The following is a 16,930-nucleotide window of genomic DNA, read 5'->3' on the forward strand; positions in this document are numbered from 1 at the left end:
CAAAGACGCGGTTGCACGGCGGACGCTTCGGCCGTGCCTGCTTGCATCAAGTTAATCAGATGTCTAGCCGAATGCGCGACGGAGCAAAACCCGCAGCCGGCCAGCGAATTGGTTCACGGCCAGTCCGCTCAGAACCAAGGCTCCAGCCGCGATCTTCCACGTCTGTAGGGATTCGTGCAGAACGATGCTGGCCGACAGCATGCCGGCAACTGGCACGAGGAGGCTGAAAGGTGCAACCTGTGCCGCCGGGTAGCGGCGCATCAGCATTGACCATACGCCGAAACCGAGCAGCGTGTTGGGGTAGGACTGGAAGAGTACCGCGAGCGAGGATTCGAGGGTCAACGCGTGAAGGGCGTGCCATATCACGCGCGGGCCTTCGATCAGGGCCGAGGCCATGAGTAGGGGTGGCACGGCGATGAGGCTGCCCCATACGGCTAAGGCCAAGGGCTGCACCCGGCCCATGCGTTTAGAAAGAATGTTTGCCACCGCCCAGGACAAGCCGGCGCCCATGACGAGCAGCAATCCGACCAGCGTGGATCGCGTATCAAGATGCCAAGCCACAATGCCCATTCCGCTCAGTGCAATGCCAGCCCCGATCAATTGGGTCGCACGCGCATGCTCATGCAATATCCACCATGCCAGGGCGATGGTGAAAAAGGCTTGAAGCTGGATCACCAGTGACGACAAGCCAGCCGGCATGCCGAGCTTCATGCCGACGAAGAGCAAGGAAAACTGCAAAGCAAATTGCGCCAACCCCCAGCCTGTCAGAAGGTGTAAAGGAATCTCCGGCCTGCGCACAAAGAATACGAGAGGGACCGCGGCGAAGAAAAACCGCAAGCTGGTGAAGAGCAGTGGTGGCAGATCGCGCAGGCCAATCTTGATCACGACAAAGTTGAAGCCCCAGATCGACACCACGATCAGGGCCAGGACGAGATCCCTGGCTCGCATGCGAAAAGCTTCGTCAAGCCTCAAGGTGTTGGCGGCACAGTTGCCGAGAGCTGCTCTAGCCAATCGATCTCGGACTGCGTGAATCCTGCTTGCAGCCGGGCTGTGTGGTTGAACGGTGCTTTCAACCGTGGCGCCTGGTGGCGGACGGTCAGCTCGGCATAGGCGGCAATGGGGTCCAGGCCAGCTTGCGTGCAGGCCCAGCGGTACCAGGAATTGCCAATCTGCACGTGGCCAATCTCGTCCGCCAGGATGCGATCGAGAATGGCGGCTGCCGACGTATCGCCTGCAGCTGCCAGCTTGGCGCGTATGCCGGGGTTGACGTCCAATCCGCGTGCCTCCAGCGTGCGTGGCACCAAGGCCAAGCGGGCAAGCAGATCGTCCGCAGTTTTTTCGGCCATGTTCCACAGCCCGTTGTGCGCGGGAAAGTCGCCGTAGTCGTATCCCAGCGTCCGCAGATGCTCAAGGAGAAAAGTGAAATGAAGCGCTTCCTCGGCCGCTACATTGAGCCAATCACGGTAAAACGACTCGGGAAGGTTGGGGAAGCGCCAGACGATGTCTAATGCCAGATTGATGGCATTGAACTCGATATGAGCGAGAGCATGCACCAGCGCGGCACGTCCCTCCAGACTGCCGAGTCGGCGCCTGGGCACCTGCTGAGGTGGCAGCAGTACAGGGCGAGCGGGGCGCCCTGGCAGCGTTGCTGACGGCGCTTTGACGATGCGTTCGGAGGCAATGCTTACCGCACCACGTCTCAAATCATCACGCAGTGCTAAGGTCAAGCTTGTCTTGGCTGCAGGATCGCCACAAAGCAAAGCCTGCAGCGCTGCCTCGCGCGCGCAGCTTATGCACGAGCGGGCAGCGCGTTCGCTGCTTCCGGCAGCAGATGCTTCATCGGTTGGTGCGCAATGGCCGCGATTCAAGGCTGCAAGCTCACTGGGTCTTCTTCAGCACAGCCATCGCCGAGGCGATCAGCCCGGCCGCCTGGCTCATGTCGCCGGGTACGACGAGAGTTGTGCTTGCTTTGGCCAAGTTGGCGTATGCGTCCAATGCCTGCTGTGCGACTTTGAGCTGCACAGCATCGACGCCGCCAGGTTTTCCGATCGCCGATGCAACAACTTCCAGCGCACGCGCTGTGGCGTTGGCCACGGCCTCAATAGCGGCCGCTTCGCCTTGGGCTCGGTTGATCGCTGCCTGGCGCTCGCCTTCAGAGCGGGCGATGAAGGCCTGTCGTTCCCCCTCAGCCTGGTTGATCTGTTGCTGGCGCGCGCCCTCAGACGTGGCAATGACCGCACGCTTTTCGCGCTCTGCCGTGATCTGGCGTTGCATTGCGTGCAGAATTTCCGCCGGTGGCGTGAGGTCCTTGATCTCATAACGCAGCACCTTCACGCCCCAGTTGGCTGCTGCCTCGTCCAGTGCCGACACGACGCTGTGGTTGATGAAGTCGCGCTCCTCAAACGTCTTGTCGAGCTCAAGCTTGCCGATGACGCTGCGCAAGGTGGTTTGTGCCAACTGCGATATGGCAACCACGTAGTTTGAGGATCCATAGCTTGCGCGCATCGGGTCCGTCACTTGGAAATAGAGAATGCCGTCGACCGTGAGTTGAGTGTTGTCGCGCGTGATGCACACCTGGCTGGCGATGTCCAGTGGCACTTCCTTTTGCATGTGTTTGTATGCCACGCGGTCAACGAAGGGGACAATGAAGCTCAAGCCTGGCGCGAGCGTGCGGTCGTATTTACCCAGGCGCTCAACCACCCACGCATGCTGCTGCGGCACGACCTTCACGCCTCGAGAGACGATGATGATGCCGATGATGACCAGGACGAGTGCAAGTTCCACTGCGAATCTCCAGAATGGGCGGGTTGTTGGGGTGACCGTGCCTAATGAGGGTAGCCCGTCAGGATGGGTGAGCCCCTGATTGTGCACGCGCGTGGGCGGCGTCGCCGGCAAGCGGCTCAAGCACCAGCGTGTTGCCGTCCAGCGCCTTAATGCGGAATTGGCCCGGCTGCAGCGGACCCTTTCCTCCGAAGCGCGCCTGCCAGTCGCTTCCGCGGTAGCGGATGCGAGCTTCGCCACGGTTGTCCCAGGCATCGACTTCGACCACCGAGCCGATGTCCAAATTGATGTCGCGATTAGCCCCTGGCGCGGGTCTGACTCGTTTTTTTCGCAGCGAGTGCAGCGCGTAGACCGAACCGGTGCCAACCAAGGCTGAGCTCACCCACTGCAGCGGCACGTTCAAGCCCAGATGCGCGGCCATTGCCCCGGCCACGGCTCCCACCGCCAGCATCAGCAGATAGAAGGTGCCGCTGGTGAGTTCCAGTGCCACCAGCAGAGCAGCGGCGATCCACCATTGCATTGGGGTGCTCATCATGGCTTTTTCCTTAAACGAGACATTCATCATAGACACGGGGCGCGTGAACGTCGCAAGCATGGTGATTGCGGATCGGCGCAGCGCATCCTTAAGGCAGGCGGCTTCGCCGTGCATGGGTAGCCTTGGACCAGATGCGCTGGGGCTCGCGGTTGCATGTCCGCTCGAATGCAGAGGGTGAGCGCCCGCACGGCCACGCGACTCGGCGCATATTGTCCTCTAGTGACGCCGTCTGCGCGAGCCCAGATGGCGTTGCGGGCAGCCGCGCATCTGGGGCAACGAGGTAGGGCGAGCGGTCGAGATCTGAGGGTGTTGACGCCATGTGCGGAAGGCACGGACCAAAACGCCCGTGATCACGACTAGCAAAGGCTACCGGCTTTGCGGCGTGTACATGCCGCATTGCGCACGTTGCGCTCCGTGTTGGCCTCCAGGAAAGGCACACTGAATCGCGATGGTTAACGGGCTGCATCCAGAGTTGCGCCTTGGCGCTTCACGCAAATATGGCAGTTGTTTGCGCTGAAACAAACACACCGGTACGTTTCGAAGCGTACGCTATGAATCGTTGTGATTGTGGTGATTACGCATGCGAACAGCTGGGAGCCTGTCATGCAACTTGACGAAGAAACCCGCGGTGATCTGGAAAAGGGCATTGAAATCCTGAGCGGCATCTTGGACGGCGAACCGGTGGATCCCGATCTGATGCATTATTTGGGCATGCTCTGCTTGACTCTGTCGCAGGAAGCGCGCGAGGCCGATGATGATGAAGACATTGACCCATTGATCGAGCTTCCCTGACGCCACCAAGCCTTCGTTCGACGAACGCAGCAGAGAACAGCAATGGGCAATACAGTGCTTGATGCCTTGGTCGCGGTTTTGCTCACAACGCACACGTGGTTGATGTGGCAGCTGACTCGTGAGCATTGGAGCCTCGATAGGGCGCAGCCCGAGTGGCGCGCGATCGACCCATTTCAGGACGGCTAGGGAACGACCGGCCGGCGGCGAAGGCGGATTTGTGTTCTTCGTCGCGTTTCGGGGTGGGCCAAGGGCACAACAATCTCATTGTGCCCCCAGGATTTTCTACACTTCCCGTTTCGCTCAACTTCTGAGCGGGTCCCTTACCGGAGCTCATCATGCGCTTTCGTTTTCCGATCGTCATTATCGACGAGGATTTTCGCTCCGAAAACAACTCTGGCTTGGGCATCCGCGCCTTGGCGCAGGCCATTGAGGCCGAGGGCATCGAGGTTCTGGGTGTGACAAGTTTCGGCGATCTCTCCAGCTTCGCCCAACAGCAATCACGCGCGAGCGCCTTTATCCTGTCCATCGACGATGAGGAGTTCGCTGCGGCCGAGGCGGGGGCCGAAGCGCAAGTGGTGCAGACCCTGCGCAAATTCATTGAGGAAATTCGCTTTCGCAATGCCCAGATTCCGATTTATCTCTATGGTGAGACCCGTACATCGCGCCATATTCCGAACGATATCCTGCGCGAGTTGCACGGATTCATCCACATGTTTGAGGACACACCGGAATTTGTCGCACGCCACATCATCCGCGAGGCGCGTACCTATCTAGACTCGCTTGCACCACCGTTTTTTCGGGCTCTTGTGGGCTATGCGGCGGACGGCTCCTACTCCTGGCATTGCCCCGGCCATTCAGGCGGCGTGGCCTTCCTCAAGAGCCCAGTTGGGCAGATGTTCCACCAGTTCTTCGGCGAAAACCTGCTTCGCGCAGACGTGTGCAACGCAGTGGATGAGTTGGGACAGTTGCTCGACCACACAGGCCCCGTGGCTGCAAGCGAGCGCAATGCGGCACGCATTTTTTATGCAGACCATCTGTTCTTTGTCACGAACGGAACCTCCACCTCGAACAAGATGGTGTGGCATTCCACCGTGGCGCCCGGCGACGTTGTCGTGGTGGATCGCAATTGCCATAAGAGCGTGCTGCACGCAATCATCATGACCGGGGCACTGCCGGTTTTTCTCACGCCTACGCGAAACCACTACGGCATTATTGGGCCCATCCCGCGCGACGAATTCAAACCCGAAAACATTGAACGCAAGATTGCCGCCAATCCGCTCACCGCGCATCTGGCGGGGAAGGTCAAGCCCCGTGTGCTGACCATTACCCAATCCACGTACGACGGCGTGCTTTACAACGTGGACACCATTAAGCACATGCTCGACGGTTATATCGACACCCTTCATTTCGACGAAGCGTGGCTGCCGCATGCGACCTTTCACCCTTTTTACGGGGGCATGCATGCCATAGGTCAAGGGCGCCCGCGGACGCGGGAATCCATGGTTTTTTCCACCCAGTCGACGCACAAACTCTTGGCCGGCTTGAGCCAGGCCTCGCAGATTCTGGTGCAAGATTCCGAAACGCGCAGCTTGGACCGACCGCGATTTAACGAGGCCTATCTGATGCACAGCTCCACGTCACCGCAGTATGCAATCATCGCATCCTGTGACGTGGCGGCCGCCATGATGGAGCCACCTGGCGGTACCGCATTGGTGGAGGAAAGCATTCTGGAGGCCCTGAATTTCCGGCGCGCCATGCGTAAGGTCGACGAAGAGTTCGGCCACGACTGGTGGTTTCAAGTTTGGGGGCCGGACGAATTGGCGCCAGAGGACATTGGCGCGCGCGAGGATTGGCTGCTTGGTCCGCAGGCCAACTGGCACGGATTTGGCGAATTGGCGCCAGGATTCAACATGCTCGATCCGATCAAGGCCACGGTAATCACACCGGGCCTTGACATGCATGGGCGCTTCAGTGAGACGGGCATTCCAGCGGCCATCGTTACGAAATATCTGGCTGAACACGGTGTCATCGTTGAAAAAACGAGCCTGTACAGCTTTTTCATCATGTTCACCATCGGCATTACGAAGGGCCGTTGGAACACCTTGGTAACCGCACTGCAGCAGTTCAAAGACGACTACGACCGCAATCAACCGCTGTGGCGCATCCTGCCCGAGTTCATCGCCAAATATCCCATATATGAACGCGTCGGGCTGCGTGACCTTTGCCAGCGCATCCACACCGCTTACGAGGCTGCTGACGTGGCGAAGCTGACGACTGAAATGTACCTTTCCGATCTGCAACCGGCCATGACCCCCACAGAGGCCTACGCGCGTATGGCTCACCGTGACATTGAACGTGTCGGCATCGACGAGTTGGAAGGGCGGATCACGACAGCGCTACTCACACCGTATCCACCAGGCATACCGCTGCTGATCCCGGGGGAACGATTCAATCGCAAGATCGTTCAGTACCTGCAGTTTGCGCGGGAGTTCAATCGGCAGTTTCCCGGTTTTGCAACCGACATTCACGGTTTGGTGGAGGATGACGGGCCGAACGGCAAGCGCTATTGCGTCGATTGCGTACGCGGCGCGAGCGCAGGGGCGAACAAGGCGAGCGGCTTAATCTAGCCAGGAGTGGGGCAGTCAGCGCTGCCGTTCGCGGTATTGCTCCCTCAGGCGTTTTTGCTCTTGTGGCGACAAGCTTTGGTAGCGCTGTTGTTCGCGCAGGATGCGCTGGCGCCGATCAGGCGGCATGCGTTCCCATTGCTGCATGCGTTGGTTCCACTGTGGCCCTCCACCGGGGTTCGGGTTGGCTACCGCGGGCAGGGCAGTCACAAGCTCAGCCAGCATGATGGCCAGCAGCGTTCGACGCAGCGCGGACAGTCCGGTGCGACTGCCGATGTTGCGCCGGTCACCAAGCGCAGACTCAGGCCGGATTGCCATGGCGCACGTCCTGCAGAGCTTGGGGATGAGCGGCCAGCCACTCATAGAAATCCATATTCTGCACAGCATCCGCCAGTTGTGGGTTCACCTGCGCATTTAACTGTGCGGGTGGGGCAGGCATTCCGGCGCGGCTGGACAGCAGGGGAAGCGCGCTGATGGTGAAAATGGCAACGGTGACAGAGACAAATCCCGCTGCCATAACCCTGGGCCAGCGCAGCTTGCGCTGGGCTGGGCGCCGGCGTGCGGCCAGTTGGGGTAAGGCCGCCAATCCAGCGACAACCTGAGTGCCGAATTGTGCTTGCGCAGCGAGGTGAGCATCGGATTGCATGGCCAGCTTTACGGCATGCGCTTGCTGCGCGTCAAGCAAGCCAGCACGCCACCGGTCGAGCTCGACCGTAGTGATGGATGTGTCGGTGTTCATGGCGTCACCTTTCACGATTGAATACCCCCGAGAAACGGATTATCGCTCTGCAGCAGTTGGCGCAGCCTGGTGAGCGCGCGCAGATGGTGTGTTTTGACGCTGCCCTCGCTTACATGCATGACGCGGGCCGTATCCGCGATCGAAAGCCCTTCCATTTCGCGCAGCAGGAACGCTTCGCGCTGGCGCACGCTCAAGCTTGTCAGCGCATCAGCAATGCGCCCGGCGAGTTGCTGGTTGCTCAAGGCATGGTCGGGGCCGGGCGCCGGGTCAGCCAAACTCTCCCAGGGAGCAGGCAGATCTTCATCCTCGTCACTGGCGAAAAAAAAGTCGAAGACCTTCTCGATTTTCTTGCGCCGGTGCCAATCGGTAATACGGTTGCGCAGGATGCTATAAAAAAGAGGCGGCCATTCGTCGGCGGGCTTATTGCGGTAATTGCTGATCAGCTTCGCCAGACTGTCTTGCACAAAATCCGCTGCGAGATGAGTATTGCCAGCTGTTTCTAACAAAGCCAAGCGCATGGCGCGCGGACGTACCTCTACGCAGAACCTGTCGAGCGCAGGATCGGAACTCACGGCGTCAAGCGGGATCGTGAAGGCATGTGACATAGGATAGTGCGCTGCGGCTCGGACCAATCATGCACGAATTCGTTGCCACAACGTTTAACTGGACTGATTACGCGACAGCGTTGCGCAATGAGATGTAACGGTATGTTCTTTCATGTTCTGGCCCCGTCCACACTCATCGGGCCCATGCACGCGAACTTACTCACGCTAATTTCTACAATGCACGTCCACTCTGCCGTCTTGCCGTGAATCCCCTGCTCAACCGCCTTCAGCCTTACCCATTCGAGAGACTGCGCGCGCTCATGGCCGACGTGCGCCCCAGTCCAGCCTATAGGCCGATTAACCTTGGAATCGGCGAGCCGCAGCATCCGACTCCGAACTTTATCCGGCAAGCACTGGCCGACCATCTGGAAGGGCTGGCACGTTACCCGGCGACCGCAGGTGGTCCCGAGTTGCGCCAGGCCTGCGCGGCCTGGGCGGGCCATCGCTATGGGGTAACCATCGATCCAGGCACGCAGGTGCTCCCCGTTAACGGCTCGCGTGAAGCGTTGTTTGCACTGTGCCAAGTGGTGGTTGACAGCAGCCGGCCGCGCGCGACCGTCGTGTGTCCGAATCCCTTCTACCAAATCTATGAAGGGGCAGCGCTGCTGGCGGGGGCACATTGCCATTTCGCGCCGGTTGATGCGGCGCGAAATTTCGCGGTGGACTGGGATGCGGTGCCCGAGCAGGTCTGGAGCCAAACGCAGTTGCTGTATGTGTGCTCGCCTGGAAACCCCACGGGGGCGGTGATGTCCCTGGCTGAATGGAAGCGGCTCTTCGCGCTGGCGGATGAGTATGGATTCGTCATCGCGAGTGATGAGTGTTATTCAGAAATATGGTTTGGTGAAAATCCGCCACTCGGTGGGTTGGAGGCAGCCGCGCAACTGGGTCGGAATGATTTTCGGAGCCTGGTGATGTTCACTTCGCTATCCAAACGATCCAATGTACCCGGTCTGCGCTCGGGTTTCGTCGCTGGCGATGCGCGGATTCTCAAAGCCTTTTTGCAGTACCGCACATACCATGGCAGCGCGATGGGACCTGCCGTGCAGGCGGCAAGCTGTGCGGCTTGGGGCGACGAGGCGCACGTGGAGGAAAATCGACGCCTATATCGGGAGAAATTTGCGCGCGTCCTACCGATTTTGCAGCCTGTGATGGACGTGCAGCAACCGGACGCCGGGTTCTATCTATGGGCGGGAACGCCGATTGACGATGTCACCTTCGCGCGTGGCCTGCTCGAAAACTACAATTGCACCCTTTTGCCTGGCAGCCTGCTCGCGCGTGAGCAGGGGGGGCGCAATCCTGGCGCCGGGCGCGTTCGCTTGGCGCTTGTGGCCGACGTGGATTCCTGCGTCGAATCGGCCGAGCGCATCGCAGCCCACATTCGCAGTCTTTGAACGACCTAACCATGACGACACAACTCCAAACTCTCATCGACCAGGCTTGGGACAATCGTGCCAGCTTGAGCACTACGTCGGCAACCCCCGAGCTTCGCCAAGCGGTCGAGCACGTGCTGGCTGAACTTAATGTCGGGCGTCTGCGTGTGGCACAGAAGCTGGACGGGGCTTGGGTTACGAACCAATGGCTGAAAAAGGCTGTATTGCTGAGCTTTCGCCTGACGGACAACGCCATGATGCGGGCCGGCGATCTTCATTTCTTCGACAAGGTGCGCACCAAATTCAGCCGTCTGGGGGAGGAAGAAATGCGTGCAACGGGCGTGCGCGTGGTGCCACCTGCCGTGGCGCGGCATGGGTCATACCTGGCCCCGGGCGTGGTGTTGATGCCGTCCTACGTCAACATTGGCGCCTATGTCGACGAAGGCACGATGGTCGACACCTGGGCCACTGTGGGGTCCTGTGCGCAGATCGGAAAGAACGTGCACCTGTCAGGCGGCGTGGGCATTGGCGGCGTGCTAGAGCCGGTGCAGGCCAACCCGACCATTATTGGCGACAACTGTTTCATCGGAGCGCGCTCGGAAGTCGTCGAGGGTGTAATCGTGGAAGATAACTGCGTGATCTCCATGGGCGTGTACATCGGAAAGTCCACCAAGATCTACGACCGGGCGACTGGCGAGGTGATGTACGGGCGCGTGCCCGAGGGCTCAGTGGTGGTTTCGGGCAATCTGCCCAGCAGTGACGGCAAATACAGTTTGTATTGCGCCGTGATCGTCAAGCGCGTTGACGCACAAACCCGCGCCAAGACAGCGATCAACGAATTGCTGCGCGACTAGGTCGCGCAGCGCGTCAAGCCGAATTCGCCAACCAGGGGAAAAACGCATGTCCACCATGGAACGCCTGTTCAAGCTCATGGCCGAAAAGAAGGCCTCGGACATCTACATCAGTCCGCATGCGCCCATTCTCATCCGCATCAATGGCCAAGCGGTTGCTATCAATCGCCAAGTGCTCACCCCGGAAGATCCCTCAAAGCTGCTGAGTGAAATCGTCGATGCTGCGCGGGTGAAGCAGCTATATGACGAAGGCGAACTCAACATGGGGATTGCGCGCACTGGTATCGGCAGCTTCCGTTTGAGCGCGTTCATCCAGCGTGGCAGCGTGGCGATGGTGATCCGCTACATCCCAAGTGATATCCCCGCGCTGGAAAACCTGAATCTGCCGGGTGTGATGGCTGACCTGGTGATGGAAAAACACGGCCTGATTCTCATGGTGGGATCCACCGGTTCGGGCAAGAGCACAAGTTTGGCTGCAATGCTCGACCACCGTAACGCGCGCATGACCGGTCACATCCTTACGCTGGAGGAGCCGATTGAGTACCTGTTCACGAACAAGAAATCGATCGTGAATCAACGCGAGGTCGGCATCGATGCAAAGAGCCTGTCAATGGGGCTGAAGAATGCGCTGCGTCAGGCGCCAGACTGCATCATGATCGGTGAAATCCGAGACACCGAAACGATGACGGCGGCGTTGAACTATGCCCTGTCGGGCCACCTATGCCTGGCGACGTTGCACGCTAATAACAGTTACCAGGCACTGAACCGGATTCTTGGTTTTTACCCGCTGGACATGCGACCCGCCCTTTTGTCAGATCTGGCGGCAGGGCTGCGCGCCGTGGTTTCCCAACGCCTTTTGCGCGCCACAGCCGGGGGGTTACTGCCGGCCGTGGAGGTCTTGCTCAATACACCGCTCATCCGCGAACTCATCGCAAAGGGTGACCTGTCCGCCATCAAGGACACGATGGAAAAGACGATGGCCGAGGGTTCCCAGACGTTCGAGCAATGTCTTGCCCGTTTGGTCGTCGACGGTCAGGTCACGCGGGACGAGGCGCTGGCCTATGCGGACTCGCCGACCAATCTGATGTGGCGCTTGCAGAATGACTTCTCCAGCCGGCCAGCGAGCCAGCCGCCAGCCAATGCCATTCTCGATTCGGACGAGCCATCGTTTCGCGAGATCTCGCTCGACCTCGGCGTTCACTGAGGCACTCCTCAATGTCATCATCCACGCGCGCCCTCGCCGAGGCCCTGATCGCGCGGCGTTCCGTGACGCCAGACGACGCCGGCTGTCAGGACATCATCGCCGAGCGCCTCCGGGCCTCGGGGTTCACGTGCGAGTTCGTCGAGGCGGGCCCGCCGGGGTTTCGCGTGCGCAATCTCTGGGCATTGCGGTTGGGGCAGGGCGGGGCAGATGCGCCAGTCCTGGCGTTTGCGGGCCATACAGACGTGGTACCGACGGGTCCTCTTGAGAACTGGCACAGCGAGCCCTTCACCCCCACCGAGCGCGATGGCAAACTCTACGGCCGCGGCGCGGCGGACATGAAGACCTCGCTGGCGGCGATGGTGGTGGCTGTGGAGGCGTTCCTCGCGGGTCATCCGGCGCCTCAGGGCAGTATTGGTTTTTTGCTGACGAGCGACGAAGAGGGCCCGGCACGCGATGGCACGGTGCGCGTGTGTGACTTGCTGGCGACGCGCGGCCAGAGGCTGGACTGGTGCATTGTTGGCGAGCCAACGTCCACCACGTTGCTCGGTGATGTGATCAAGAACGGTCGTCGTGGCTCCCTCTCGGGTCGGCTCGTGGTGCATGGGGTGCAAGGCCATATCGCCTATCCGCATTTGGCGCGAAACCCAATTCATCTCGCAGCGCCAGCCCTGGCCGAGCTCGCTGCAGCGCAATGGGATGCTGGCAACGCGCATTTTCCTAAAACCGCATGGCAGATCTCCAATATCCATGCAGGCACGGGTGCCACGAACGTGATTCCTGGAGATCTGACAGTCGAGTTTAATTTTCGTTTTTCCACCGAGTCCACGCCCGCCTCCCTCAAGGAGCGCATGCAAGCCGTGCTCAACCGACATGGCTTGCAATACACGCTCGACTGGACCTTGGGTGGCGAGCCTTTTTTGACTCATCCTGGTGCGCTGTCAGAAGCACTGCGGATTGCCATTCTTGCGGAGACCGGCCAGCATGCAGAGCTGTCGACTACGGGCGGCACCTCGGATGGACGCTTCATTGCCAAAATCTGCCCGCAGGTTGTGGAGTTCGGCCCGCCGAATGCAAGCATCCACAAGATTGACGAGCACGTGGAACTGCGGTTTCTCGACCCATTGAGCGCAATCTACCGGCGCGTCCTTGAGGCCTTGGTGGCATGAATCGGCATGACGCGTAAAGCGGCGGCGCCACAATTTGGCCCGACTTGGCGCCGCGCTGTGCGCTCGCTTCGGGCCGCTGCCTTGCACTTTGGTCACGGGGCCGCCAGCGCCGAGGATGAAGCTGCGTGGATGCTGATTCATGCGCTTGGTTGGCCAGTCATGGAGAGCTTTGCGGCATTCGGCTCGCTTGCGCGCCGGCCAGTTCCACCGGGCGCAATGGCGCGATTCAATGATCTTGTTGGCCAGCGCATTGCCACTCGCAAGCCCGTCGCTTACCTGCTCGGCGAAGCCTGGCTCCAGGGTGTGCGATTCGTCGTGGATGAGCGCGTTATCGTCCCCCGCTCCTTCATTGCAGAACTGTTGCCAGAAGCGCTTGAGCCGTGGCTTGAAGCCGAGCCCCGCCGCGTGGCCGACATCTGCACCGGTAGCGGTTGTCTGGGGATTCTTGCAGCGCTGCGCTGGCCGCAGGCACGCGTGCTCTGCACCGATATTTCGGCAGATGCGCTGAAAGTGGCCGAGGCAAACGTGAGGCTGCATCGACTCTCGGACCGCGTCGAGTTGCTCCATTCCGATCTGCTGGATGCGATGCCAACCCCACCGGCGGGCCAGGGCATTGACCTTCTGTTGTGCAATCCGCCCTATGTCAATGCGGCGGCCATGCGAGCGCTGCCCCAGGAATACCAGCACGAACCCGCACTGGCCCTGGCTGGCGGCCGTGATGGCATGGAACTGGTGCGGCGTTTGCTTGCCGACGCCCCGCGGGTGCTGGCGCCACTGGGCCTCGTCGTGGTGGAGATCGGGCATGAGCGCGCGCATTTTGAGGCGGCTTTCCCCCGGCTGCCGGTAATCTGGCTCCCCACAAGTGCAGGGCATGACTCAGTGTTCCTGGTGCACGCTGCCGCGCTGCGGGAGGCTGCATGATCCGGCTGCAATCCGTGACGCTGCGCCGCGCTTCCAAGGTCGTGCTGGACGCTGCCGATCTCACGATACAACCGGGTGAAAAAGTGGGCCTGGTTGGCGCCAATGGCGCTGGAAAGTCCTCGTTATTTGCGCTGCTTCTGGGGCATTTGCATGAAGACGGCGGCAGCCTTGCGTTCCCTGCGCATTGGCGCGTAGCGGCTGTGGCGCAGGATGCGCCGGATTCAACATTGGCAGCCACCGATTTCGTTTGTCAGGCCGACACCGTCTTGCAGGGCGCCATCGCGGCGATGCACGATGCCGAAGTAAAGCGTGACGGCATGCTGCTTGCGGCTGCGGCGGAAGCGATGGAGTTGGCTGACGGTTACACCGCCAATGCTCGCGCCGAGGCATTGCTTCTGGGTCTGGGCTTCGCACCGCACGAGCTTCGGCGGCCAGTGCACGATTTTTCTGGTGGCTGGCGCATGCGCTTGGCGCTCGCACAGGCGCTGTTTCAGCCGAGTGACTGCATGTTGCTGGACGAGCCAACCAATCACCTTGACCTCGATGCGTTGGTATGGCTTGAAAACTGGCTTTCACGCTACCCGGGCACGTTGCTGATCATCTCGCACGACCGTGAATTTCTCGACGCGGCGACCCGAGTCACCGTGCAACTTGAACAGGGAAAGTTGCAGCGTTTCGCGGGGGGCTATACCGCATTTGAAGAGCGCCGCGCCCAAGCCATGCAGCAACAGGCGCAGGCGTATGCGCGTCAGCAGCAGGACATCGCCCACCTCACCAGCTTCGTCGAGCGTTTCCGTGCAAAAGCCACCAAGGCCCGACAGGCGCAAAGCCGGCTCAAGGCTCTTGAACGCATGGAGCGGCTGGCGCCAGTGATGCTGTCAAACCCATTGCGCTTCGATTTTCTGCCGCCGGTCCGTCAGCCGCAGCAACTGCTTCGGCTGCGCGGCGCAGATTGTGGCTATTCAGCGGGCCAGCCGATCCTTCACGGCGTCGAGCGCGACATCATCGCAGGCGCACGCATTGGCGTGCTTGGGGCTAATGGACAGGGTAAGTCCACCCTGGTTAAAACCTTGGCCGGACTGTTGCCGGCCTTGGCAGGCCGCGTGCAGCCGGGGGTCGACGTCGTAGTCGGCTACTACGCGCAGCAGGAGATGGATGTGTTGCGCCCCGACGAGTCGCCATTGCAGCATCTCGCGCGACTGGCTAAGCAAACCCAGCCGCAAACCACAACGCAAGACTGGCGCAATTGGTTGGGGCGCTTCCAGTTCAGCGGGGATATGGCAGAGCAGCATGTGGGGTCGATGTCGGGCGGTGAGAAGGCACGCTTGCTACTCGCCCTTCTGGTCTGGCAGCGACCGAACGTGCTCCTCCTCGACGAGCCGACTAACCATCTGGATCTGGCGACGCGCGAGGCGCTGACCTTGGCCTTGCAGGAATTTGGCGGGGCCATGCTTCTCGTGTCGCATGATCGGGCACTTCTGCGTGCGGCCTGCGATGAGTACTGGCTTGTGGCCGACGGCCAGGTGAAAACCTTCGAGGGAGACCTCGACGACTACCAGCGATGGGTGCTGGAGCGTGCACGCACTCGCATGCGCGAAGGCGCACAATCGGCCGGCGATGCTGGGGCCGCAGGTGCCGCAGCGGGATCCGCGTCAGCCAACAGCACTCGCAAGGAGCAGCGTCGTAGCGCTGCGCAATCGCGCCAGAACCTCGCACAGCAGGCCAAGCCGTTGAAGGCCGAGCAGGCGGCTCTTGAGAGCGAATTGGGCGCCCTCGAAGCCGAGCGTGCGGCTCTGGAGATGAGCCTGGCCCAAAGCGCAACCCCCGCCGCCCAACGCGTTGAGCAGGGCAAACGGCTCAAACTGGTGGCCGAGCGTATCGCCAGCTATGAGCAGCGCTGGTTGGACCTTGCCGAGTCGATTGAAACACTGCAGGTGTGAGCAAATGGAGCGTCGACACAGGGTGCGTTCAAGGTCGCCGCGTTACGCGCCACAATAGCCAGGCTAAGCTGCCAGCCGCCAGCGCCAGCCCTGCCGAGTTGCCCATCCAGAATCCGGCTGCACCTTGCAAGGCTGGCGCATGAAGGCCCAAGGTGTTGAAAGCCAGTACATAGCCTCCCCCCAAGCCCACGCCCCATAGAGAAAGAGCATACAAGGCGCTGGGCAGGGAGGCGATGTGATACGAGCGAAGCACGAACGCGCTGCAGGCCTGCACGGCGTCAAACACTTGGTACGACGCGATGAACACGAACAGATGGCTCGCTACGGCCTGCACGCCCGGATCGGGCGTGTACCAGGCAATAATCCGCATGCGCTCGAGCCACACCATCGCGCCCATCCCTGCTGATAGCAAGGCCGCTGCGCCAACGCCGCCCCAAGCTGCATGGCGGGCCGCACTGACGTGGCCAGCGCCTAGTTGTTGCGCCACCAGCGATCCGGCTGCAATGGAGACCGACAGTGGCAGCATGTACAGCACGGTTGCTAAATTGGCGGCGATCTGGTGTCCTGCCAGTTGGGTGTCGCCCAACCGGGCGATGAAAAGGGCCATAAATGTGAAGGCGGAGACCTCGACCAACAGGCCCAGGCCGATCGGGCCGCCTAGCCGCCAAAGCGCCCGTTGCTGCGCCCAATCCGGCCATTCCCAATGGCGAAGCGCTTTGTAGGGGCGAAGGGTGCGGCTGCGCTGGTGCTGCAGGAGGGCGATACCCACAAGCAGCCATTGCGTGACAACTGTGGCGATGGCGCACCCTGTGGAACCGAGCGCTGGTAGGTGGTGCAGACCAAAGCTTGCAGGGAGCAAGAACAAGGCGTTGAGCGCCAATTTCAGCAGAAGTGCGGCGACTTGCAGCAACGTGACCAGCAGCGGCTTTGCGATGGCCTGGCTAAGCGCTGTGTGGACTCTAAAAAAGAGGGCCGCCGGCAGGCCCAGGGCCAGGATTCGCAGATAGCGATCGACCGATGGATCATGCCAATTGCCGGTAAGCCGCAGCAAGGGCGCGGGCCAAACCAGCACCACAAGACCCAGCGCGCAAAGCATGACGGCCAGCCACATGCCTTGTCGGAACGCACCGCTTAAGAGTTGCGGCGAAGCTGCGCCATGTGCGCGGCCGAAGGTTGGAAGCAGCGCCTGCGTTACTCCCGAAAGCGCGACGAACATTGTGATGTAAATCGCTTGCCCAAGGGACAAGGTAGCCAGGCTCGCAGTGTCCGCATAGCGGCCAAGCATGACCGTATCGGCAACGCCAAAGCCGATGACGGCGAGTTGGCCGATAAGGACGCCGGCAGCAAGACGAAGCAGCGAAATGACCGATTGCCCAGGGAATCTGCCGGGTAGCGACATGGC

16 protein-coding genes are annotated in these 16,930 nt (G+C 60.8%); 8 read left to right on the forward strand and 8 right to left on the reverse strand.

The window, feature by feature from the left end; all coding sequences use genetic code 11:
- Positions 1–63: 63 nt before the first annotated feature.
- The 4 genes from CD04_RS0101975 to CD04_RS0101990 form a co-directional block, all read right to left on the reverse strand.
- Positions 64–948 carry an EamA family transporter gene (locus CD04_RS0101975; RefSeq protein ID WP_031404140.1) on the reverse strand — a complete coding sequence of 295 codons (885 nt, stop codon included), beginning with the start codon at positions 946–948 and terminating at the stop codon, positions 64–66.
- A 20-nt stretch (positions 949–968) separates the two neighbouring features.
- Positions 969–1,793 carry a ferritin-like domain-containing protein gene (locus CD04_RS0101980; RefSeq protein ID WP_031404141.1) on the reverse strand — a complete coding sequence of 275 codons (825 nt, stop codon included), beginning with the start codon at positions 1,791–1,793 and terminating at the stop codon, positions 969–971.
- Positions 1,794–1,878: 85 nt separating this feature from the next.
- Positions 1,879–2,784, reverse strand: a complete 906-nt coding sequence (locus CD04_RS0101985) for an SPFH domain-containing protein (RefSeq protein ID WP_031404142.1) — start codon at positions 2,782–2,784, stop codon at positions 1,879–1,881.
- Between the two features lie 58 nt (positions 2,785–2,842).
- Positions 2,843–3,316, reverse strand: coding sequence for an NfeD family protein (locus tag CD04_RS0101990; RefSeq protein ID WP_369792763.1), 474 nt, complete (start codon positions 3,314–3,316; stop codon positions 2,843–2,845).
- A 603-nt stretch (positions 3,317–3,919) separates the two neighbouring features.
- On the opposite strand from CD04_RS0101990, the gene CD04_RS0101995 reads away from it, so the two are divergent.
- The gene (locus CD04_RS0101995; protein WP_156030035.1) at positions 3,920–4,108 is read left to right on the forward strand and encodes a hypothetical protein; all 189 of its coding nucleotides are present in this window, start codon (positions 3,920–3,922) and stop codon (positions 4,106–4,108) included.
- A 335-nt stretch (positions 4,109–4,443) separates the two neighbouring features.
- Positions 4,444–6,735: an arginine/lysine/ornithine decarboxylase gene (locus CD04_RS0102005; RefSeq protein WP_051848857.1), complete on the forward strand. Its 2,292-nt coding sequence runs from the start codon at positions 4,444–4,446 to the stop codon at positions 6,733–6,735.
- A gap of 15 nt (positions 6,736–6,750) precedes the next feature.
- Here the strand turns inward: CD04_RS0102005 and CD04_RS21275 are convergent, their stop codons facing one another.
- The 3 genes from CD04_RS21275 to CD04_RS0102020 are packed head-to-tail and all read right to left on the reverse strand — an operon-like array spanning position 6,751 to position 8,076.
- Positions 6,751–7,050, reverse strand: a complete 300-nt coding sequence (locus CD04_RS21275) for a DUF3106 domain-containing protein (RefSeq protein WP_038167417.1) — start codon at positions 7,048–7,050, stop codon at positions 6,751–6,753.
- A complete protein-coding gene (locus CD04_RS23500) occupies positions 7,034–7,471 on the reverse strand; it encodes a hypothetical protein (protein WP_031404146.1) in 438 nt (145 codons plus the stop codon). Before CD04_RS23500 ends, CD04_RS21275 begins: the two co-directional genes overlap by 17 nt.
- An 11-nt stretch (positions 7,472–7,482) precedes the next feature.
- On the reverse strand, positions 7,483–8,076 hold the full coding sequence (locus CD04_RS0102020; protein WP_031404147.1) for an RNA polymerase sigma factor: 594 nt from the start codon (positions 8,074–8,076) through the stop codon (positions 7,483–7,485).
- A gap of 203 nt (positions 8,077–8,279) precedes the next feature.
- Here CD04_RS0102020 and dapC point away from each other — a divergent pair, with 203 nt between their 5' ends.
- Genes dapC through CD04_RS0102050 form a run of 6 tightly spaced genes read left to right on the forward strand, consistent with a single transcriptional unit; the run spans position 8,280 to position 15,528 of the window.
- The gene (dapC, locus tag CD04_RS0102025) at positions 8,280–9,467 is read left to right on the forward strand and encodes a succinyldiaminopimelate transaminase (protein ID WP_031404148.1); all 1,188 of its coding nucleotides are present in this window, start codon (positions 8,280–8,282) and stop codon (positions 9,465–9,467) included.
- A gap of 11 nt (positions 9,468–9,478) precedes the next feature.
- On the forward strand, positions 9,479–10,300 hold the full coding sequence (dapD, locus tag CD04_RS0102030) for a 2,3,4,5-tetrahydropyridine-2,6-dicarboxylate N-succinyltransferase (protein ID WP_031404149.1): 822 nt from the start codon (positions 9,479–9,481) through the stop codon (positions 10,298–10,300).
- Positions 10,301–10,346: 46 nt separating this feature from the next.
- Positions 10,347–11,501 carry a PilT/PilU family type 4a pilus ATPase gene (locus tag CD04_RS0102035; protein ID WP_031404150.1) on the forward strand — a complete coding sequence of 385 codons (1,155 nt, stop codon included), beginning with the start codon at positions 10,347–10,349 and terminating at the stop codon, positions 11,499–11,501.
- Positions 11,502–11,512: 11 nt separating this feature from the next.
- Positions 11,513–12,667, forward strand: a complete 1,155-nt coding sequence (gene dapE / locus CD04_RS0102040) for a succinyl-diaminopimelate desuccinylase (protein ID WP_031404151.1) — start codon at positions 11,513–11,515, stop codon at positions 12,665–12,667.
- Between the two features lie 6 nt (positions 12,668–12,673).
- Positions 12,674–13,588, forward strand: coding sequence for a 50S ribosomal protein L3 N(5)-glutamine methyltransferase (gene prmB / locus CD04_RS0102045; protein ID WP_038167419.1), 915 nt, complete (start codon positions 12,674–12,676; stop codon positions 13,586–13,588).
- Positions 13,585–15,528 carry an ABC-F family ATP-binding cassette domain-containing protein gene (locus CD04_RS0102050; RefSeq protein WP_031404153.1) on the forward strand — a complete coding sequence of 648 codons (1,944 nt, stop codon included), beginning with the start codon at positions 13,585–13,587 and terminating at the stop codon, positions 15,526–15,528. The genes prmB and CD04_RS0102050 overlap by 4 nt, the downstream gene beginning before the upstream one ends.
- 28 nt (positions 15,529–15,556) lie before the next feature.
- Here the strand turns inward: CD04_RS0102050 and CD04_RS0102055 are convergent, their stop codons facing one another.
- A complete protein-coding gene (locus tag CD04_RS0102055; RefSeq protein WP_031404154.1) occupies positions 15,557–16,927 on the reverse strand; it encodes an MATE family efflux transporter in 1,371 nt (456 codons plus the stop codon).
- Positions 16,928–16,930: the final 3 nt, after the last annotated feature.

Source organism: Thiomonas sp. FB-Cd (assembly GCF_000733775.1).
Classification (GTDB): domain Bacteria; phylum Pseudomonadota; class Gammaproteobacteria; order Burkholderiales; family Burkholderiaceae_C; genus Thiomonas_A.